22 protein-coding genes are annotated in these 20,515 nt (G+C 56.4%); 4 read left to right on the forward strand and 18 right to left on the reverse strand.

Going from position 1 to position 20,515, the window contains the following annotated elements:
* The 5 genes from ACO4XG_RS08895 to ACO4XG_RS08915 form a co-directional block, all read right to left on the reverse strand.
* Complete coding sequence (locus ACO4XG_RS08895; protein WP_308508034.1) at positions 1-1,890, reverse strand: ABC transporter ATP-binding protein; 1,890 nt, start codon at positions 1,888-1,890, stop codon at positions 1-3.
* A complete protein-coding gene (deoD, locus tag ACO4XG_RS08900; RefSeq protein ID WP_308508035.1) occupies positions 1,887-2,651 on the reverse strand; it encodes a purine-nucleoside phosphorylase in 765 nt (254 codons plus the stop codon). The genes ACO4XG_RS08895 and deoD overlap by 4 nt, the downstream gene beginning before the upstream one ends.
* Positions 2,652-2,765: 114 nt before the next feature.
* A complete protein-coding gene (locus ACO4XG_RS08905) occupies positions 2,766-4,277 on the reverse strand; it encodes a 4Fe-4S dicluster domain-containing protein (RefSeq protein WP_308508036.1) in 1,512 nt (503 codons plus the stop codon).
* Positions 4,278-4,337: 60 nt separating this feature from the next.
* Positions 4,338-5,135, reverse strand: a complete 798-nt coding sequence (locus ACO4XG_RS08910; RefSeq protein ID WP_308508037.1) for an ABC transporter permease — start codon at positions 5,133-5,135, stop codon at positions 4,338-4,340.
* A gap of 5 nt (positions 5,136-5,140) precedes the next feature.
* Complete coding sequence (locus tag ACO4XG_RS08915) at positions 5,141-6,220, reverse strand: ABC transporter substrate-binding protein (protein WP_308508038.1); 1,080 nt, start codon at positions 6,218-6,220, stop codon at positions 5,141-5,143.
* A 295-nt stretch (positions 6,221-6,515) separates the two neighbouring features.
* Here ACO4XG_RS08915 and ACO4XG_RS08920 point away from each other — a divergent pair, with 295 nt between their 5' ends.
* The 3 genes from ACO4XG_RS08920 to ACO4XG_RS08930 are packed head-to-tail and all read left to right on the forward strand — an operon-like array spanning position 6,516 to position 10,658.
* Positions 6,516-7,217 carry an ABC transporter ATP-binding protein gene (locus ACO4XG_RS08920; RefSeq protein WP_308508039.1) on the forward strand — a complete coding sequence of 234 codons (702 nt, stop codon included), beginning with the start codon at positions 6,516-6,518 and terminating at the stop codon, positions 7,215-7,217.
* The gene (locus ACO4XG_RS08925) at positions 7,207-9,240 is read left to right on the forward strand and encodes a COG1361 S-layer family protein (protein WP_308508040.1); all 2,034 of its coding nucleotides are present in this window, start codon (positions 7,207-7,209) and stop codon (positions 9,238-9,240) included. The genes ACO4XG_RS08920 and ACO4XG_RS08925 overlap by 11 nt, the downstream gene beginning before the upstream one ends.
* Positions 9,237-10,658 (forward strand): ABC transporter permease, encoded by a 1,422-nt coding sequence (locus ACO4XG_RS08930; protein ID WP_308508041.1) that lies wholly within the window; start codon positions 9,237-9,239, stop codon positions 10,656-10,658. The genes ACO4XG_RS08925 and ACO4XG_RS08930 overlap by 4 nt, the downstream gene beginning before the upstream one ends.
* Before the next feature lie 31 nt (positions 10,659-10,689).
* On the opposite strand, the gene ACO4XG_RS08935 is transcribed toward ACO4XG_RS08930, so the two are convergent.
* Positions 10,690-10,995: a hypothetical protein gene (locus tag ACO4XG_RS08935; RefSeq protein WP_009531849.1), complete on the reverse strand. Its 306-nt coding sequence runs from the start codon at positions 10,993-10,995 to the stop codon at positions 10,690-10,692.
* Positions 10,996-11,048: 53 nt separating this feature from the next.
* On the opposite strand from ACO4XG_RS08935, the gene ACO4XG_RS08940 reads away from it, so the two are divergent.
* A complete protein-coding gene (locus ACO4XG_RS08940; protein WP_308508042.1) occupies positions 11,049-11,810 on the forward strand; it encodes a KH domain-containing protein in 762 nt (253 codons plus the stop codon).
* On the opposite strand, the gene ACO4XG_RS08945 is transcribed toward ACO4XG_RS08940, so the two are convergent.
* The 12 genes from ACO4XG_RS08945 to ACO4XG_RS09000 all read right to left on the reverse strand — a co-directional run bounded on the left by ACO4XG_RS08945 (position 11,783) and on the right by ACO4XG_RS09000 (position 20,282).
* Complete coding sequence (locus ACO4XG_RS08945; protein WP_308508043.1) at positions 11,783-12,367, reverse strand: 5-formyltetrahydrofolate cyclo-ligase; 585 nt, start codon at positions 12,365-12,367, stop codon at positions 11,783-11,785. The genes ACO4XG_RS08940 and ACO4XG_RS08945 overlap by 28 nt on opposite strands.
* A gap of 212 nt (positions 12,368-12,579) precedes the next feature.
* On the reverse strand, positions 12,580-12,837 hold the full coding sequence (locus ACO4XG_RS08950; protein WP_308508044.1) for a heavy-metal-associated domain-containing protein: 258 nt from the start codon (positions 12,835-12,837) through the stop codon (positions 12,580-12,582).
* 34 nt (positions 12,838-12,871) lie between these two features.
* Entirely contained in the window at positions 12,872-13,090 is a 219-nt protein-coding gene (locus ACO4XG_RS08955; RefSeq protein ID WP_308508045.1) for a hypothetical protein, read from the reverse strand.
* A 108-nt stretch (positions 13,091-13,198) separates the two neighbouring features.
* Positions 13,199-15,352 (reverse strand): ferrous iron transport protein B, encoded by a 2,154-nt coding sequence (gene feoB, locus ACO4XG_RS08960; protein ID WP_308508046.1) that lies wholly within the window; start codon positions 15,350-15,352, stop codon positions 13,199-13,201.
* A 19-nt stretch (positions 15,353-15,371) separates the two neighbouring features.
* On the reverse strand, positions 15,372-15,593 hold the full coding sequence (locus ACO4XG_RS08965) for a FeoA family protein (RefSeq protein ID WP_009531843.1): 222 nt from the start codon (positions 15,591-15,593) through the stop codon (positions 15,372-15,374).
* 20 nt (positions 15,594-15,613) lie between these two features.
* Positions 15,614-15,844 carry a FeoA family protein gene (locus ACO4XG_RS08970; protein ID WP_009531842.1) on the reverse strand — a complete coding sequence of 77 codons (231 nt, stop codon included), beginning with the start codon at positions 15,842-15,844 and terminating at the stop codon, positions 15,614-15,616.
* Positions 15,845-16,017: 173 nt separating this feature from the next.
* The gene (locus ACO4XG_RS08975; protein WP_308508047.1) at positions 16,018-16,452 is read right to left on the reverse strand and encodes a flavodoxin; all 435 of its coding nucleotides are present in this window, start codon (positions 16,450-16,452) and stop codon (positions 16,018-16,020) included.
* A gap of 171 nt (positions 16,453-16,623) precedes the next feature.
* A complete protein-coding gene (locus tag ACO4XG_RS08980) occupies positions 16,624-17,046 on the reverse strand; it encodes a flavodoxin (protein WP_009531840.1) in 423 nt (140 codons plus the stop codon).
* Positions 17,047-17,103: 57 nt separating this feature from the next.
* Positions 17,104-17,706 carry a DUF3793 family protein gene (locus tag ACO4XG_RS08985; RefSeq protein WP_308508048.1) on the reverse strand — a complete coding sequence of 201 codons (603 nt, stop codon included), beginning with the start codon at positions 17,704-17,706 and terminating at the stop codon, positions 17,104-17,106.
* Positions 17,707-17,710: 4 nt separating this feature from the next.
* Positions 17,711-17,989, reverse strand: a complete 279-nt coding sequence (locus ACO4XG_RS08990) for a DUF2325 domain-containing protein (RefSeq protein WP_009531838.1) — start codon at positions 17,987-17,989, stop codon at positions 17,711-17,713.
* Between the two features lie 162 nt (positions 17,990-18,151).
* Entirely contained in the window at positions 18,152-19,648 is a 1,497-nt protein-coding gene (locus ACO4XG_RS08995) for a phosphohexomutase domain-containing protein (protein ID WP_308508049.1), read from the reverse strand.
* Positions 19,649-19,781: 133 nt separating this feature from the next.
* Positions 19,782-20,282 (reverse strand): hypothetical protein, encoded by a 501-nt coding sequence (locus tag ACO4XG_RS09000; protein ID WP_308508050.1) that lies wholly within the window; start codon positions 20,280-20,282, stop codon positions 19,782-19,784.
* Between the last annotated feature and the right edge of the window lie 233 nt (positions 20,283-20,515).

The following is a 20,515-nucleotide window of genomic DNA, read 5'->3' on the forward strand; positions in this document are numbered from 1 at the left end:
TCACGCCTCCTCTCTCTCGTCAAAGTCGCCGCCGCCCTCTGTCTGCGCGGCAACCACAGAGGCGTAAATTTCGTTGTTCTTCAACAATTCTTCGTGGGTGCCGAAACCGCTCACGCGCCCCTCCTCGAGCACCAGAATGCGATCCGCATCCTTTACGCCCGAAATGCGCTGGGAAATGATGAACTTTGTCGTATTCGGAATCTTCTCCCGGAACGCCTTGCGTATCGAGGCATCCGTCGCGGTATCGACAGCGCTGGTTGAGTCGTCGAGAATCAGAATTTTCGGCTTCTTTAAGAGCGCTCTCGCAATGCAGAGGCGCTGTTTCTGTCCGCCGGAAACATTGCTGCCGCCCTGTTCGATCCAGGTGTGATAGCCGTCCGGGAAGCTCCGCACGAACTCGTCGGCACAGGCGAGGCGACAAGCCTCCTCACAGTCCGCATCGCTCGCATCGGGATTTCCCCAGCGGAGGTTGTCGTAGATGGTGCCGGAAAAGAGCGTATTCTTCTGGAGTACCATGCCGACTGCGTCGCGGAGCGCCTTTAAGTCGTAGTTCTTTACGTTTTTACCGCCGACCAGAACCTCGCCCTCCGTCGCGTCATACAGGCGCGGAATCAGGCTGACCAGAGAAGTCTTCGAGGAACCGGTGCCGCCGATGATGCCGATGGTCTCGCCGGAGCGCACCGAAAGCGTAACATCGCTCAGTACAAAGCGCGGATTCGCTTCCTCTCGGAAATCCGGATCCTGCCGCATTGCCTCTTCCCGTGTCATGGTCCCGTTCTCAACGGCTGCCATGCGCTCCTGCTTTTCCTTCTGTCTTCTGACTTCCTTCGGGTTATCCCAGTCGACCGGCTCCTCGCGCTTTCCGTAGGAAAACGAGACCTTAGAGAAGACCACCGAGCCGTCCTTCACTTCCGTGACCGGCTGCTCGGGTGTCTGAATCTTCGGGATTTCCGAGAGCACCTCTTCGATGCGCCGTCCGCTCGCGACCGACATCGTAATCATGACAAAGACCATTGCAAGCATCATGAGCGACATCAGAATGCTGATCATATAAGTAAAGAAGGAGGTCAGCTGTCCCGTGGTGAGCGAGCCTGCCACAACTTCATGTGCGCCGAACCAGGAAATGCCGATCATACAGCCGTAGACTGCAAGGTAGAGCGCTGGGAAAATAAAGCAGACCAGTCCCTCCGCCTTCACAAAGAGCTTGTAAATATTCTCGGCGGAAACTTTAAATCTTCCGATTTCAAACTCTTCGCGCACAAAACTCTTGACCACGCGGATTCCGGTCACATTTTCCTGGACGCTCGCATTCAGCGCATCGTATTTCGAAAACACGCGCGTAAACGCCTTATCCGCAAATTTAATGACCAGGATCAGTACAATCAAAAGAAAGCCGAGCGCGACCAGAAAAATCATCGAGAGTTTCCGGCTGATGCTGAAGGTGAGCGCCAAGGTGAAAATCAAGGTGGCAGGCGCCCGCATGCAGGTTCTCAGTATCATCTGATAGGAGTTTTGGACATTCGAAACATCCGTCGTGAGACGGGTCACGAGACCCGCAGTCGAGTACTTGTCGAGATTGCCGAATGAAAAGCGCTGAATGCTTCTGTAAATCCCGCTCCGAAGGCTTGCGGCAAGTCCCGCCGCCGCATCGGCCGCAAAATAACCGCCGATCGAACCGAAGAGCAGGCCGAAGAGCGCGAGCGCCACCATAAGACCGCCCGCCCGGAGCACGACATTAAAGTTTTGCGCCTGTATCCCGTTGTCAATGAGATTCGCCATCACGAGGGGCACCAGATTTTCTACGACGACCTCCATGACCATGCCGAATACGGCGAGCAGGGAAATGAGGCGATACTTCTTCCCCAAATATTTGCTGAACATTTTAATCATATGATTCCTCCGCGCATCTCTTCCGTCGCGAGTGAAAGTGCCAGTTCTGCCATATCCGTAAAGCCGGCTTCTCGCTCCTCTGCGGAGAGCGTCTCCCCGGTCAAAAGGTGGTCGCTGACCGTCAGGATGGAAAGTGCCTTGGCCCCGAGAGAGGCTGCGGTCGCATAGAGTGCCGCCGTCTCCATCTCAACGGCGAGGACCCCCATCTTGCTCCACTTTTCAACGGCGGCCTCGCTCTCCGCAGGACCGTAAAACATATCGCTGGTCAGTACCGCGCCGACCGATACACATTTGTTTGCGGCCGAAGCGATACGTGCCGCGCGATACAGCAGTTCGAAATCCGCAAGCGGCGCAAAAGTCCCCGGGAGTTCAAAAAGCGCCGGAAAGTTTGAATTGGTCGATGCGCCCTCTGCAAGAACCAGATCGCGCACAGCTATGCTTTCCTGCATGGCACCGGCCGTGCCGATTCGAATCAGTCGCGCTGCGCCGTAAAAGTGAATCAGTTCGTGGGCGTAAATTCCCATCGAGGGGCAGCCCATTCCGGTTCCCATGACCGAGACACGCTTTCCGCGGTACAGCCCCGTAAACCCGAGCACATTTCGCACTTCGTTAAAGCAGTGCACCTCTTCCAGAAAGGTTTCCGCAATCCGTTTTGCGCGTAGCGGGTCGCCCGGCAGTAAAACCGTCTCTGCGATTTCCCCCGGCAAAGCCGCAATGTGCGGTGTCGGCACAGAGGCCTTTGCTTTTCTCTCCTCCTGCATCTCTCCTCCTCTCCGAAGCACTTCGTAATTCCGTATCCTGTGTTCGCGGAAACACAGACAAAGTCCGCAGTTCGAAAAGAAGCGCTGAACCACTCAGCGCTTCTCCCCTGCCATTTAAGCTTCGCCCTCGACGCGCTTCAGCTCCTCCAGATCTTTGTGTCCGTCGCGGTGCATCGAGAACTTCTCCATCGGATAGTTTTTCAGGTTGTCGAGCACCTTTCTGTCGTCCGCGCGCTTTAAGAGCGTCTCGCGGGACCGCTTGATTTCAATTTCCGTCTTGTGTTTCGACGGTCCGCCGACGCAGCCGCCCGGGCAGGCCATGCCTTCGATAAAGTCCTCCGCGACTCTGCCGAGCTTTAAGAGCTGGAGCGCCTTCTTGCACTCCGCACCGCCGGCGCAGCGGAGCAGTTTAATTTCGGAGACATCCTCGCCGCGCTCGCTCATGCACTCGAGCACCGCATTTGCGACGCCGCCCGAGGTTGCAAAGCGCTTGCCGAAAATCGAAGCCTCCTGCCGCTCGGTTTCCTCCGGCTCCAGTTGAACATCCGCCGAGCGGAGGAAAGCATTGAACTCACCGTAGGTCATGACATAGTCCGCATTGTCCGGAACCGACTTGTCCGCCGACTCGGACTTCTTCGCGACGCAGGGACCGATGAAGACTGTCACACAACCCGGGTGCGTCGCTTTCAGATAGCGGGACACCGCACACATCGGGGAGACCGTCGTGGACATATTCTCCTCATACTGCTGCGGGAAATGCTTCTTTAAGAGGTTGATGAAAGCCGGGCAGCACGATGTCGTCATCTTCTTGCCTTCTTTTCTCGCCTCCGACCACTCAAGCGCCTCATAGGCAGCCGTCATATCGCCGCCGAGACCGACCTCGACCATATCCGCAAAGCCGATTTTCTTCAGCGCGTTGCGAATCGAAGCCATGCCGATTTTTTCGCCGAACTGTCCTTCGGTCGCGGGCGCGCACATCGCAATGACCTCCTTGCCCGCCTTGATTTCCTGAATCACATTGACCAGATAGCTCTTTGCGCTGATTGCACCGAAGGGGCAGCTGTGGATGCAACGGCCGCACTCAATGCACTTCTGCTCGTCAATGACGCAGAAGCCGTACTCATCATAGGTAATCGCATCGACCGGGCAGGCCTTCTTGCAGGGGCGAACGAGGTGCACGATAGCACCGTACGGACAGTTCTGCGCGCACATGCCGCACTCCTTGCACTTCTTCGAATCGATGTGAGAGCGGAATTCTCCGATGGTCACCGCACCGAAATGGCAGGACGACAGACAGGCCTTGCCGAGACAGAGACGACAGTTGTCCGTGACGGTATAGCTCGAGAGCGGACACTCGTCGCAGGCCGGCTTGATGACCTGCACTTCATTCTTGGAATCCCGATTTTCCAACAGATTCTCGCCGCAGGCAAGTCTCGTCCGGTGGCGCACAATCTCTCTCTCTTTATAAATGCAACATCTTCCGATTGCCGGCTTCGGACCCGGGATGATTTTATAAACCATCTCCTCTTTGTGCGCTTCATCCAGCTGATCGTTCCAGGCGAGACGGCAGGTCTCTTCCAGCACCAGATGCCTTGTTTGGATCAGTGCCTCGTCGTTGTTAATCATCGCTTTCCTCCTAGATTACAGTCACATTATTTTACCATATTCGCCCAAAAATGCCACGCGCTATCTTGTCCTTTTCGGCGTACCATCTGCACGGTACCGCCCGCGCCCGCAGAGCGCGCGGAGGAAAAACCGAAGCACTGCCTCCGCGAGACCGGCGAGCAGCACAATGCTGAGTGTCCAGGCAAATATTTCGCCGGTCTCCAGATAAATTTTGGCGCGGTACAGCCCGTTCCCGAGCGAAAGCGCCGGCTGTCCGATCAGCTCCGCGGCAGCACCGGCCTTGAAACTCACGCCGACCGAGAGGCTCAGGGCGCTCTCGAGGAAAGGAGAAAGCACCGGCAGATACAGCGCCTGAATCCTTGTGCCGCGCGCCAGTCCATAGAGCCTTGCGACTTCGAGGAGATCGCCCGGCACGGCGCCGAGGCCGCCGAGTGTGTTGAGATAAAAAACCGGCAGGGAAACAAAGAAACAAATAAAAAGGGAGGCGTTGCGATTTCCGACCCAGAGTAAGAGCAGCACGACAAAGCTTGCGACCGGAACCGCCTTGATCACATTGACAAGGGGACCCAGAATCCATCTGAGTCCCCTTCTCGCGTGCGCCGCCGCCGCCAAAACCGTGCCGAGCACCGCGCCAAGCAAAAAGCCGCCGAGAATACGAAGCGAAGAATTTCCGACCGCCTGCCAGTATGCGGGCGTCCCTGCCATATTCACGAGCGTCCGTACGGTCTCGACCGGTCCTACCAGCAGAAACTTGTCGCCGATCAGCCTCGCCGCGGCCTCCCAGAGCAGAAGCCAGAACAGCCATCTGAGCGGCTCTTTGCTGTCGCGCAGCAACACGCTTCGGATTGCGCTAATCAATCCGCTCACTCCGCCGCGACGTAGAACGCGTCATCCGGCAGCTTACCGCCGACTGCCTTCGGATCTGCGCTGTACAGAACCTGCAGATAGCCGGAGAGCGCCTGCTTCATCTCCGCGCCGTCCAGATTCGTGATGTTGCAGGCGGGCAGCGCCTTTTTCGCGATGCCTTCGTTTTCCAGAATGCCGAAGGCGACAATTGCCTTTGCCGCTGCCGCCGGATCCTGTACCGCCGTCGCCGCGCTTCTCGCCTGCTCTTCGCCGAAGGTCTTAACAGCGTCCGGCTGTGCCTTGAGAACTTCCTGTCTCACCACCGTGACCCCTGTCACGAGGCGGGAGCCGTTGTTCAGCGCATCCCAGCTGTCACTCAGCGAAAAAGCCGTCTTCAATTTGTCATTCTTTGCTTCCGCGACTGTCACAAAGGGCTGCGGGAGCACGGCAATCGCCGCGGGATCCGCCGCGAGCGCCGAAGCAATCTCGGTCGGCTCGGACTTAAACTCGAGCGTGCAGTCCGTGACGCCGTTCTCCTGCAACAAATAGCGGAGCACGTACTCGGGCGTCGCGCCCTGTCCGGTCGTGAGCACCGTCTTGCCTGCGAGATCCTTCACGCTGTGAATGTTCTCGTCCCCGGTCACGCAGTAGAGCACGCCGAGCGTGTTGATGTTTAAGACCGCAATCTTTCCCTCCGTCTTATTGTAGAGCGCCGCTGCCATATTGGCCGGAAGCAGGGCGATGTCGAGATCGCCCGAGACAATCTTCGCCGCAATCTCATCGGGCTGCGCCGCAACCGTGAACTGATAGCTGCCCTCGCTCTTGCCGTCCTGACTCTCCTGCATCAGCGCGGCAAGCCCCATCGCGGTCGGTCCCTTCAGGGCGCCGACCCGGAGTCCCGCCCCCGCTTCTGTCTTAGCCGCCGCAGCGCTTTCCGCCGCCGTGCCGGTTGCCGACGCACTCTCTGCCGTGGCAGAGGCTGTCGTAGCGCTCTCCGCCGCACCGCTCTCCGCCTTCTTTGCGCCGCAGCCCATCAGGCTCACACCGAGCAGCAGCGCTGTCGCTGCCGCGACTACCGATTTCTTCCAGTTTTTCATAGTCCCTCCTGAAACCTTTCGCGCTTTTTTGCGTCTTTCTAGGTGAAAGAGATGATTTGTCTATCTTTCCGGTCGATTATACCATGCTATCTTCTTTTAGACCAGACAAATACAGACTGCCGCCGCAACACGCCGCATATCTTACGGCACAAATGCCGATATGCTGTTTTTTGCAAGAAAATCTTCCTTGTTTTTCTCGAGGCGCTACTCTAAGCTAAGACAAGGATCGGTTTTCGTTCCGCACGGCAAGCGGATACGGCGGCCGAAACGCACGCATGAGAGGAGGAATCATCATTTGGCAGAACCGATTATTTCCGTGCGCGATTTAAAAAAAATATACCGTGTCGGCGACAGCGACGTACACGCGCTGGACGGCATCAGCTTCGACCTCGAGCCGGGGCGCTTTCTCGCGATTGTAGGCACCTCGGGTTCCGGAAAATCCACCTGTCTGAACCTGCTCGCCGGCCTCGAACCGCCGAGCAGCGGCAGCATTCACATACTCGGCGAGAAGCTCGAAAAGATGAATGAGCAGCAGCTGGTGCGCTTTCGGCGGAACCATGTCGGCTTTATTTTCCAGAGTTACGGCCTGATTCCCACGATGAATGCCGAGGAAAATGTGGCCCTCCCGCTCTTGTTCCGCGGCGTCGACAAGGAAGAAAGACAGCGCACCGCGCGCACCTATATGGAGCGCATCGGCATCCTGGATCAGGCGCTGCACATGCCGGGGCAGATGTCCGGCGGCCAGCAGCAGCGTGTCGGCATAGCCCGCGCGCTCGCGAGCAAACCGGAACTCATCTTCGCCGACGAGCCGACCGGCAACCTCGACTCCCGCACGACGGAAGAAGTGCTCTCGCTGCTCCGGGACATCGTCCGGGAACAGCATGTGACCCTCGTCATGGTCACACACGATAACTCGATCGCAGCGCGCGCCGACCAGCAGATACGCATTGTCGACGGCAAGATTGTAGAACGGAAAGGATTTACTCATGCAGACTAAACTTCAAAAAACATCTCTCCTGCTCCGCGTCCTGGCGCTGGAGGTAACGCTCTCGCTGTTACTCTTTTTCCTGTTGCCGCCTCGCACGGCACAGGCCTCCTATGTCAACACCAATCTCAACACCTTTGTGCACGACGCCAACGAACTGCAGGTCGGTTATCCCGGTCAGGACATGAATTTGAGTTTCCGCGTCGGCTATAACAATACGAGCGGCATGAAGAACCCGAAGACCGCCGAGATTCAGAATGTCATTGTCCGCCTCTCGAACGACCAGAACTATCTGAAGCAGGACAAGGACCCGGATCAGAACACGACGGACCAGAAGAATCCCTACGACAAGGACGATGAGAGCGAGCTCTACGACGCCTGGAGAGCCGGTCAGAAATCCGGCATCGACAAGGCCTACGGCGGCAATTCGGCTTTCACCGTGGACGGCGGCAACTATCCCTTTGAAATCAATGCGACGACCTTCACCGAGGAAAACCGCTTTGCCTCGCTGAAAGCCGGCGAGTATAAGACCGTGACCTTGCATGTCACCGTGCGCGCCGACGCAAAAGAAGGCTACTACGGCGTCCCGATTGCGTTCTACTACGCGCTGCCGGGCAGCAACACCGCGGATTTCCGCGGCCCCATGCAGGTTGAATTCATCAATGTCTACATCAAGGCTTCGGGCGAGGTTGCAAATCCCTCGACCGCAACCGGCGACAAGAGCTTTGCGCTCGGCGAGGGCCAGGAGACACCGGTCGGCACCGCGCCCGGCGTCATGAACTACAGCTTAAAGTTCCGGAACCAGCGCAAGGTGCCGCTGTACCGCATTCAGGTACACATGAACACCGCGCTCGCGGACGGCGCTTCACTGCAGGCGACCGCGCAGAACAAGTCTCAGGCCGCAACCGGTTTCCCGTTCAATCTGAACGACGCGAACTACGACCGGAACTTCGAGACCGCCCAGCCGGATGAAGTGCTGAGCGCCGACTACTCGATGGCGATTATGCAGAATGCGGCGAACGGCTACTACCCGCTGAGCTACACCGTGAGCTATAAGCTGACGCCCGATGCGACGGTCTCCTACCAGGAAACTTATGTGAGCTATGTGCGCATCAATAACCCCTCGATGGTCGAGCAGCCCCCGGCAGAGGACAATAAGCAGGGCGACTTCAACGCGAACGATCGCCAGAAGGCCCGCATCATCCTCGACGGCTATCGGACCGAGCCCGAGAAAGTCTTTGCCGGCCAGCCGTTTACGCTCGTGCTCAGCGTGAAAAACGCCTCGGGCGATATCTCGGCGAGCAATATTCTCCTCTCTGCGGAGTCCGAGAAAGTCGACAACTCTTCGGTCTTCTCGATGGATGCCGGCTCCGGCTCTTTTGTCATCAACAGTCTGAAAGCCGGAGAATCCAAGGAACTGCGCCTCGCGATGGAAGCCTCCGCGGGCGTGGATCCCCGCTCCTATACGCTCACCTTGAACGAAAAGTTTGACTCCCCCGCCTTTAAAAACGCGGAGGACAAGCTGACGCTCGATATTCCGGTCTTCCAGGTGGCGCGCTATTCGATTTCCACGCCGGAACTCTCGCCCGACAGCATTGAGGTCGGCAAGGAGAGCAATGTGATGTTCAATCTGAACAACACCGGCCGCGTAATGCTCTACAATGTGCAGGTGAACTTTGAGGGCGATGCCATCAAGAAAACCGGCGCCTACCTCGGCAATATCAAGTCCGGCGACAGCGGAAGCGTCGATGCGATGCTTGGCGGCGTGAAGGCGAGCAGCGACGAAGACAATATCACGATGACCATTCAGTATGAGGATGTAAACGGCAATGTGACCAAGGAGGAACAGAAACTCACACTCGCCGTCACCGAGCCTGCCCCCGATGTCCCTGTCACCGATGCCGACACGGAAAAGAAACCGGTCAAAAAGCCGTCTCCGCTCCCGCTGCTCCTGATTCCGGTCGCCGCAATCGCTGCGGGCGTCGGCATCCGCAAATTCCGCAAGAAGAAGGCTGACGGAGGCGATGCGGCATGAAGTTCGGAGATCTTCTCTCGCTCGCCCTCCGGAATCTCTTCCGGCGAAAGACAAGAACGGTTTTGACAGTGCTCGGCGTCATCATCGGCACCTCCTCGATTCTTGTGATGATGAGCCTCGGCCTCGGTATGAGCCGCCAGACGAGACAGCTTTATGAGTCCGCGGGCTCGATGAAGACAATTACCGTCTACTCCTTTAACCAGAAGGGCAACGAGACCGAGATTACCGATGACACCATCAAGCAGCTGAAACAGCTCGCACATGTGGACGATGTGAGCCCGCAGCTGGACGCATCCGTGACAGCGAAATGCGGCCCCTACGAGGGATACTTGTCCCTGACCGGTGTCTCCCAGCATTTCTTGAAGGAACTGCCTTTAAAATCCGGAACTCTGCCGCCCGCAAACACGGATACTCTGAGCCTGCTCTACGGCAACCATTTTCAGGATAACTTTTACAAAGTCTCCAAAAACAGCTCGGCAAACTTCGGCGGCGGCAACGGCGGCGATGTGCACATTGACCCGCTGAAGGACACCATCTTTTACATCTTTCCCGAGGGCTATAAGCCCGCGCCAAAGAATAACACCAGCAACAGCGGCACTTCCGGCGGCGGTGCTTCCGCTGCGGCCGCGCCGGCCTCGGTCGCAACCGAGACCTCCGATAAGCCCCAGAAGAAGTACATTCTGGACACGGCAGGCATTCTGGACGGCGGCAGCAGCGGCTATAACAGCTACAGCTATTCGGTCTACTGCGACATTGACACGCTGAAAAACTTTCTGAAGCAGCGCTACCGGAAGTATCTGGTGCCGGAGCCGAAGCTCAACAAAAAAGGCAAGCCGGTCGACTACTATGTCTATTCGCAGGCTTATGTCTTTGTGGACGACATGAACCACGTCTCCGAAGTGCAGAAAAAGATTGCGGAGCTCGGCTATCAGGCGGACTCCAATATGGAATGGCTCGAGCAGTCCAAGCAGTTCACCGGCATGGTCCAGGCCGTGCTCGGCGGCATCGGTGCGGTCTCGCTTCTCGTCGCGGCCATCGGCATCATCAACACGATGATGATGTCCATCTACGAGAGAACGCGGGAAATCGGCGTCATGAAGGTTCTCGGCTGCGAGATGACCAACATCCGCGACCTCTTTCTCGTCGAATCCGGTTTCATCGGCCTGCTGGGCGGTATCATCGGCACGGTCCTGAGTCTCCTGATTTCGCTACTCATCAACTTTCTCGCGGCACAGGGCGGCAACGAACAGCTCTCCGTCTTCTACCAGAATGCGGAAGGCGGATCCATCTCCTATATTCCGCCCTGGCTCGCACTCTTTGCGATTGTCTTTGCGATTTTCATCGGCGCGGCCGCCGGTTACCTCCCGGCAAAACGCGCAATGCGCTTAAGTCCGCTCGCGGCAATGCGAAACGAATAAACTCGAATCAGCACAAAAAAACCGCTCCGGTTTAAAGCCGGAGCGGTTTTGCGTTGTCACACTGCTCTTCGATCCAGGTGATGGCCTCTTCGAGGCCCTCTGCGCTGTACGGAAAATCCCGATACCGCTTCTCCTCTTCCGTGTCGTGGTAGGAATAAGGTCCTTCCCAGACATAGGCGCGAAGCGTGTGGGGCGCTCTCTTATCGACAGGCGTCCAGTGCACATTCTCAAGCGGCTCGATGCCGAGGCGGTAGTAAACCGACTGGTAACTGCCGTAATAGGCCTCGCCGTACTCGTAGTGGTCCAGATGGTAAAAGAGACTGTGATCAAGCTGCATACGCCCTCCTAAAAAACATGCTATACTCTAAAAAACAGAAAGGAGTGTTCCCTATGACAAATACCGATTCCGGCAGACAGGTTCTCCTCACAGTCGCCATGGGCAAGCGCCTGCTCGGCGACGCCCTCGCGGCCGACTCCGCAATCCTCGAAGCCGCAAAGCACCACTGCCTCGTTGTGATTCTCGGCAGCACCAACGCACAGGTCGCTGCGTCGATTGCGGCGGCTCTCTCGCTTCCCTTCTCGCCGAAGGGTTTTCACCGCGGCCTGCAGCGCGGCAATGAACAGGTCTCGAATCCCACACCCCCGCAGACGGCGGACTTCATCGTAAAAGAAGGTCAGCGCCTCGAGGGCAAGACCATTTTTGATGTGGTAGATACCCTCGGCCCGGACGACATCATCCTGAAAGGCGCCAATGCGATTCACCTCGAGAGCCGCACCGCCGGTATCCTGATCGCAAGCCCGGTCGGCGGCACCATCATTCCGATTACAAGTGTCGCAGTCGGACGTCGCACCCGCCTCATTCACCCGGTCGGCCTTGAGAAGCGCGTGGAGCGCCCCATCTCCGAACTGGCGCGCCTCGCAAACCGGAGCGGACAGAAGGGACTCCGCCTTATGGAAAGCTGCGGCGACATTTACACCGAGCTCGACGCTGTCCGGGATCTCTTTTCCGTCCGGGCAACTCTGCTCGCAGCCGGCGGCGTCCTCGGCGCGGAAGGCAGTGTGCTCTTACAGCTAAGCGGCAACGAGGAGAATCTTTGCAAAGCGGAGACCTATTTCCGCTCCATTCAGGACACGCCCTCGTTCTCGCTCTGAGTTCTCCGGAAAACTCCGGCCTCGGTAATAACAGCGTCCACCGGCTGGTCATGTGCTTCGCGCGGAATGTCGTCGGAGAGCAGGCGCTCCCGAATTAAGAGCGCGCGAAAGGCCTTTGTCTTCGGCAGATAGCGGTCGTAAAAACCGCCGCCGTAACCGAGGCGTTCGCCCGACCGGCTCGCACTCACGCAGGGGAGGAGAATCAAATCCAACTCTTCGGGCGCTAGCACCGGCGCCTCCGCCGAGGGCTCAAGGATACCCATGGTTCCCGGGCGCAGTTCCGCGAGACTGCGGATTACATGGGCGTGCATCACGCCCTTGCCCGCGCAGCGCGGCACGGCGACCCGCTTGCCCGCGCGAAGCATTTCCTCAATCAAGCTAGCTGTCTGAATCTCCGCCTGCATGCCGACAAAGCAAAAAACTGTTTTTGCGTTTCTGTATTCGGGCAGGCCGAGAACAGCCGAAAAGATTTTCCCGTCCGCCTCGCGGCAATAGTCCTGCGGCAGCGCATTCATCTTCTCGATGCAGCGCTTCCGCAGTTCTTTTTTTTCTGTCATGACAACACCTCCGCTCTTTCGTTCCAGTGTAACAAATTTCGTGGGACTTTTCCACGCGCGGAAAAACGCTGCCGAATCCGCAACCGCCTCTGATTTCCTACAGGCTATGTCCTAAACGCCGAATTGCGGGAGCGGCTTGTGATTTGCCTGATACCGCATCGTAAAAAGCGCCCGCCCGATAACCCGGGCGGGCGCTGTCCTTTTTTCTTGTTTCAACCGAAGAGACCAAAGAATCCCTTTTTCTCGTAGAGCTCCGTGCGGAGGCTCTCGTAGTGGTAGCCGGTTTCATCGATCATCTTTTTGACGGTCGCTTCATCCGCGGGTGTCTCGGTGACGAAACTCGCCTCCTTCTTCCCGTGGGATGCACTCACCTTCTTGGCATCCGGAAACTGCTTCCGAATCGCATCGCTCACATGCGCCTCGCACATGCTGCAGGCCATGCCGTCAATCCGAATGATATTTTTGACCATAGTTCTACCTCCTGACTTACAGATGAAACATTGCTCACTTCTTCAGACGGAAGCGCTCCGGTACAGCCGCCTTCTCCTCTTCGAGGTGAGAGCAGCTCGAGCAACCTGTCGGCGCGCAGTGATGGCCGCTGCCGTGACCGCTGCCGCAGGAACCGCTGCAGGCGTCACAGGAACCGTGGCGCATGCAATAACGGACCGCAAGGCCGATTAAGACGAGCAAAATAAGAAATACAATAACAGTTGCCGGATTCATTGTAATTTTCCTCCTTTCCTGACGGAACGGAAATGAATCTCCGCCGCCGCTTCTCTGCCGCTCTCCAAGGAGACGACAGAGACCGGTCAGCGTACGTTACATTTGACTTTATGCGTTTGCGCGAACGGCACTCACATTTTCCTTCTTCACGTGCTTCGGTGCCGGACGGAAAATGAAGTAGAGTGCGGCAAGCACCAGAAGAATTGCGACTGCGGTCCAGAAGGTAAAGCTGCCGCCCTGTGCGAGCGTTCCGAGCTGGAACACGCAGAGCGAGAGGCAATAGCCGAGTCCCATCTGGAAACCGAAGGTAATCCAGCCCCACTTCGCCTGCCCCTGCTCACGGAACCCAGTTGCGATTGCAACCAGGCAAGGTGCGTCAAAGATGTTGAGAAGCAGGAATGTGAGACCCTTCAGCTGACTGCCGTCAAACATGTTGAAGATAGCCGCAGAGACATCCGCCTTGCCGTCGGATGTCGCATGTGCGAGTATACCGAGGGTACCGGTCGCCTGCTCCTTTGCGAGCTCCGCGCTGACGGTCGCGACTGCAGCCTGCCAGTTGCCGAGGCCGAGCGGCGCGAAGATGACAGCAATTGCCTCACCGATGACCTTCAGAATGCTGTCATCCAGATTGTCCGCGACATACTGGAACGAGGTGTTGAAGTGCATGAGCACCCAGAGCAGCACGCAGACGATGAAGATAATCGTGCCGGCCTTAATCATGAAGGCCTTTGCTCTCTCCCAGACGTGAATCATGACACCCTTGAAGGACGGCATGTGGTAAGCCGGGAGTTCCATGACGAACGGAGCCGGATCGCCCGCGAAGTAATTCATCTTCTTCAGCGCGATACCGGAGAGAATCACGATGGCAAGGCCGAGGAAGTACATACCCGGCGCCACAAAGTGGTTGGTCGGAAAGAAAGTCAGTGCCATCATCGCGACAATTTCCATCTTCGCCGAGCAGGGCAGGAAGGTCGAGAGAATGATGGTCATACGTCTGTCTTTCTCGTTCTCAATGGTTCTGGACGCCATGATAGCCGGAACGCCGCAGCCCGTGCCGACCAGCATCGGGATGAAGGACTTACCGGAGAGACCGAAGCGACGGAACACGCGGTCCATGATGAACGCGACACGCGCCATGTAGCCCGAGTCCTCGAGGAAGGACAGGAAGAAGAACAGAATTACCATCTGCGGCACAAAGCCGAGGACCGTGCCGACGCCGCCGATGATACCGTCGACAATCAAGCTCTGGAGCCAGTCTGCGAGGTGGAAGGTTGCAATGAAGTTATTTGCGGCATTCGTCACAATCTCGCCGAAGAAGACATCATTCGTCCAGTCTGTGAGTGGCTTACCGATTGCAGTAACCGAGATGAAGTAAACAAACCACATGATAAACGCAAAGATGGGCAACGCCAGGAAGCGGTTTGTGACAATGTGGTCAATCTTATCCGAAGTCGTGAGCTGACCTTTGACTGCCTTTTTCTTCACGCAGTCCGCAACAACCTTCTGAATGTACTCGTAGCGTTGGTTCGTGATAATCGACTCGGAGTCGTCATCCATTTCTTTCTCGCAATCCTTGATGTGCTGCTCAATGTGCTGCTTCGTCGCAGCGTCGAGCTGCACCTTTTCGATTGCCTTCTCGTCGCGCTCAAAGAACTTGATTGCAAACCAGCGGAGGTTGACCGGATCAACCTTACTCTCAATCGACTCCTCGATGTGCGCAATCGCATGCTCCACGGAACCCGTAAAGACATGCGGAAGCTCACCTCTTCTGTGTTCCTCGGCGAGTTTCAAACAGAGTTCTGCGGCGTCCTTCGTGGACTCGCCCTTCAGTGCACTCATCTCAACCACCGGGCAACCGAGCTCTTCCGAGAGCTTCTTTAAGTTCAGCTCATCGCCGTTCTTCTTCACGAGATCCATCATGTTGACAGCGATGACAGTCGGAAGACCGATCTCTAACAACTGGGTCGTGAGATACAGGTTTCGCTCGATATTGGTGCCGTCGATGATATTCAGAATGGCATCCGGCTTCTCCGTCACGAGATAGTTTCTGGTGACCACTTCCTCGAGCGTATACGGACTCAGCGAATAAATACCGGGTAAGTCCTGGATGATGACATCCTTGTGCCCCTTTAAGCGGCCCTCTTTCTTCTCGACCGTAACACCCGGCCAGTTGCCGACGTACTGGGTGCTTCCGGTCAGGTCATTGAACAGCGTTGTCTTACCGCAGTTTGGATTTCCTGCCAGTGCAATCTTAATTGCCATCTAAATCCCCCTTCTTTCCTTACTGCATTTCCAGAATTTCAGCGTCCGCCTTGCGGAGCGAAAGCTCATACCCTCTGACCGTGATCTCAACCGGATCACCGAGCGGTGCCACCTTGCGGACATAGATTTCCGTGCCCTTCGTGATACCCATGTCCATAATGCGTCTTCTGAGAGCGCCCTCGCCGTGAATCTTCACGACCACGCTGCTCTCGCCAACCGGAACGTCTTTCAGTGTCTTCATCTCTGCCTCCTCTCCTGCACTCAATTCTTCGCTGCAGGCTGCACTTGAATCTTCTGCGCCATCTCCCGCGTGATTGCGAGTCTGGAATCCTTGACATTGACGATGATATCACCGCCGTGCGCCGAAATGACCGTCACATAGGCACCGGGCACAAAGCCAAGGTCGCTTAAGTGTTGTTTTGCCTCGTCATTTCCGCCGACGCGAACCACTTCAACATAATCTCCGGCATTCGTAAAAGCTAAGGGCAGCATACAAACCTCCTTCAAGGTCTTCGTTAGAAGAATCTATCTCTTACAACTTAGTGATTTTAAATTTACGAATTAGATTTGTCAATCTCTTTGTGAAAAGAATGACATAAGACAATAAAAAAAACGTTGAGATGGTTCGAACATCTCAACGTCTTATGTCAACATTATCAGAAAGCTCAAAGAAGCGATGCGCCGAGTTCCTTGCAAGCTTTGAGTGCCGCCTCATCCGGATCTTCCTTGCAGATGACCGGCTCGTGCTGCATCAGAACACCCGCCTCCTTGCAGGCTGCCACCCAGTCATTCATCCATGCGCCGTTGCCCCAGCCCCAGGAACCGAAGAGAGCAACCTTCTTGCCGTGCAGCGCACCTTTGACCTTGTCAAACATCGGCTGGAACTCGAGTTCCTCGAGGACCTCGGCGCCCATCTGTGCGCCGTACGCCGGACAGCCGAATGCGATTGCATCAAAGAGCGGTACCTTCGTCGCATCAAACGCGGTCGGTGTGAACAGTGTGACCTCGGCGCCCTTGCTCTCTGCGCCTTCCTTCACTGCCTCTGCCATCTTCTTTGTGTGTCCCGTACCGCTCCAGTAGACAATTGCAACCTTGCTCATACGTTTCTCCTCTCTTTTCTCGTGCTATCTGCACTACGCTTCTATTCTATCACGCGACAGAAGGCATCGCAATGACGAAGCCGGAAAAAGCAAACCCGCGCTACGGAGAGAGCCGCAGCGCGGGTTTGCTTTGTAAAAAAGGAAGGAGGGGTCTTTTGCAACAAACGGAATTCAGACCAGAGATGCGCCGAGCTCTCTGCACTCTGCGAGTGCCGCGTCGTCCGGTGCTTCCTGGCAGATAACCGGTGCGTGCTGCATCAGAACGCCGGCGTCATTGCATCTCGCCTCCCAGTCGTTCATCCAGGCACCGCCGCCCCAGCCCCAGGAGCCAAAGAGGGCAATCTTCTTGCCGTGCAATGCGCCTTCGACCGAAGCGAACATCGGCTCGAATTCCTCTTCCTCGAGGACCTCTGCGCCCATCGAGGGGCAGCCGAATGCGATTGCATCGTAGAGCGCGACCTGGTCTGCGCCGAACTCGCTCGGGCCGAGCACCGTGACCTCTGCGCCCTTGGTTCTTGCACCCTCGGCGACAGCCTCTGCCATAGCCTGCGTGTTGCCGGTTCCGCTCCAAAATACCACTGCGACCTTGCTCATTTCGATAGTCTCCTTTTTCTGTGAATTTTTCTCCGCCGTCTGCGGAGCGCATAGGACTTACGCGATTTTCTCGCCGCCCGAAGTTCTGTAATTTTCCTGTCTCTTTGCTGTGCAGCGGACAATCAGTGCTTCCAGTTTCCGCCCGCGCTGCACATTTTCCTCAAACACTTCCCGGCAGCGCTGAAAGCGCCAGAAAGCAGCCCGCGCTCTCGCTTCGTCGCCGTAGACCTTCCAACAGCCGACACACTTCACGCCCTCGCGGCTGCTCTTCATGAAGCCGAGAACATCCTCCGGCGGATAGCCGAGAAACAGTCCCACTTCATGCGGAAACACTTCCTTTTCCCGCATCATCCGCGCGAGAAAGGCAACGGAACGGTTCACGCTCTGGGGCTCATAGCCGAGAGATGTAAGAAGACGTGCTGCCTCTTCGCAGCCTAGATCTCTCTTTAAGAAATCCGGACGATACAGGTAGACGAGGGCAAATTCCGCCGTCATGCGCACCGGCACCGCACGAAGTCCTTTCCTCTTTAAGATGCCGTTCAATTCACGGAGCTCCTCGCGGAATACCTCGATGTCCGCATACGAGATGCGAAACAGATTTCCTGTCTTAAGGCCGGCGAAAGTCGGCGCACAGTGCTCGACCAGAAATGCGTCCGACATAATCTTATGCCGTGTGCTCTGCGAGAATGCCCTTCAGCGAGGACATGGAACTCGTGTGCGAGCGCACCACGCAGGTGTCTTCGCCCGCCGAGTTCAGGGCGTATTGCACCATCTTATGCGAAACCGTGTGGGTGAACAGAATCATGAGATCAGGCTTACCGATTCTGTCCCGCATGCCGTTCTTAAATTTGCAAAATACCTTTGCCTTACATCCGTGCTTGGTACAGAGATCGCAATACTGGCGCTCCATACACTCGTTTCCGCCGATGATCACTACGTTCATGAGCCCGCTCCTTCCGGTTTCGCGTGTATTGTCGCAACTAACTACCGTGTCAAGGAAGAGCCCGCATTGCTGCGGGCTCCAGGTTTTTGTTTGCTAGCAAAGATTAGCCTCAACTAAAGGTTAGTATAGCATAATTCTTTTGCAGGTCAAGCATTTTTCATTTTATTTTTGCACAAGTTTGTCATCGGCCGCAAAGAAAGGCGCAACGCGCGCCCAGAGCTCTGCGACGCCGCCTGTGTTTTCCGCCTCGAGGTTCATCGGCAACACCGGATCGTGCAGCGACTGCCGAAGCAGAATCCAGCCGGTTGCGGCACTGTCACTGCAGCTCACACGGACCCCCTCGTAATTCGGCTCGACTATAGTAAAGCGCGCATCCTTCGCGACGTAATCCCGGAAACGCGCGAGCACTTCCGCGCCGTAAGTCTTGAAATCCGGATCGAGAATCTGGAAACGCCGTTCCTCTTCTTCCGCCGGATTCTGCAGCTCCGCAATCATGTCCTCGATTCGATGCCCCTTCTTCCGGAGAAGAGCAAGGCGGCCGATGATCTTGGCCGCAATATAGGCGCCGTCATCCGAAAAGTGGTTTTCCTCAAAGGCACCGTGACCGGAAGTCTCAATGGCGAGCGGGCAGTCCTCGCCGTTCATCGTGAGTTCGAAGCCCTTGTCGATCACATTCTTATAGCCTCGGCGATAGCGGAAATGCCGGAGCCCGAGCGTCCCTTCGAGGAAGCGCGTCAGGCCGTCCGAGGTCACCGAATCGGTCACAATGACCGCGTGCGAATGCGTCTCGGCTTCAATCGCAGCGAGCAGTGCAATCAGCTTGTTTCGGTTTACCTCCGTGCCGTCCGAAAAGACCACGGCAGCTCTGTCGCCGTCACAGTCAAAAATCACGCCGAGGTCCGAACCCGAGGCCTGTACCGCGCGCTTTGCTGCGTCCATGGCTCGCTTGTCCTCGGGATTCGGCACATGGTTCGGGAAATTTCCGTTCGGCGCAAGAAACACACTGCCGCTCACATCCGCGCCGAGCGGCTCGAGAATCTCGGTCGCAAAGAAACCGGCTGCGCCGTTGCCGGCATCGACCGCAATCTTCAGGCCTTCGAGCACTCTGTCGCCCTTTTCGCCGCCCGCCTCTTCGCAGATAATGTCGCGCATATGGGCCGCATAGATGCCGCGCAACGGAAAGTCGGAAGCAGGCGCGTAAATCTCGTAAGCGCGCCGCAAAATGCCGTCGAGCTCCTTTCCGGAGAGCGCACCGCCCACCGTGAAGAACTTCATGCCGTTCCGCTGGTAGGGGAGGTGGCTTGCCGTCAGCATGATGGCGCCGTCAAACGAAGCCTCATCCAGTATAGTCGACTGGAACATGGCCGGTGTCGTGATGAGCCCGCAGCGGCTTCTCTGCACGCCTCTGAGACCTTCCAGGCAGGCTTCTTCCATCATCTCCGCGGAGACGCGGCTGTCGTGCCCGACGGCAATTCTAAGTGTCTCTCGGTCCATCTCCGGGTCGTCCGAGAGATAGTCGGCAAAGGCCGCCGCAATGCACTTGACCATCTCCGGAGTCAGCGTAATCTCCTCGTCCGCGGTCTCAATCACCGTGCCACGCACATCGTTTCCGTTCTTGACGCGCAAAAAATCCTCCAGTACCAGTCCCGTTTCTTCCATAATCTCTCTGCTTCCTTCCTATCGCGTTGCTGATATCCCAGCACAACCACTGTTGTTCAGTATAACAGAGCTCTCCGCTTCGCGCAAAAAAAAAGAACTCCCCGCGCAGGGGAGTCCTTTTTCGTCTTTTACATCACAGACCTTTTCGATTGATCGCATCGACGACCCGGTCCGTTTGTTCCCGAACATTGGTATCCGACATTCGATTCGAAATCATCGCATGAATCTGTTGCTCCGCAAGAACCGCCTTCTCTTTATCAAAGATAAAGAAATCGATTCGTTTCACTGCGCCGGATGTAGTGATAAGCGTTAAATCAATCTCAAATGCATCGAGAATCCAGTTGACGGCAAGAATTAAGATAATCAGTCCCGGAAGAAAACCGCCGGGCTGGCCGAATAGGCCAAACCCGAAAAGAAACGCCAGGATGCCGCAAACTAACTTTCCGAGTTTCAAGCGAAAATTCGTAGACACAGACGCAATCTGATGCACCGGTATTCTGTCCGTGTGCTTGCCCAGCGGAACCAAGCCCAAAATCGTATTCGGCTCCTGAAACACGACAAAATTCTGCTCACTTCTAATCTCTCCCTTGAGATAAAACGTGAGCAGCGATACCACATATGTTACTGTATTCATAGCCCTCCCCCCGAAAAATAATCCCTCTTCAAGTGACAAAACTTTGGTCGCTGTGAAATCACTGCCTCCGAAAAAGGCACCGTATCATTGTTGTCATAGGAGTTCATGTGACAAATCCGCTTAACCGATTTTGATTCAAATCAGAAAAACGCTCTGCTTCCGCAGGGCGCTTCTTTCAGAGAGCGATAGACGGGACTCGAACCCGCGGTCTCGACCTTGGCAAGGTCGCGCGT

The sequence above is a fragment of the Stomatobaculum sp. genome, assembly GCF_057248925.1.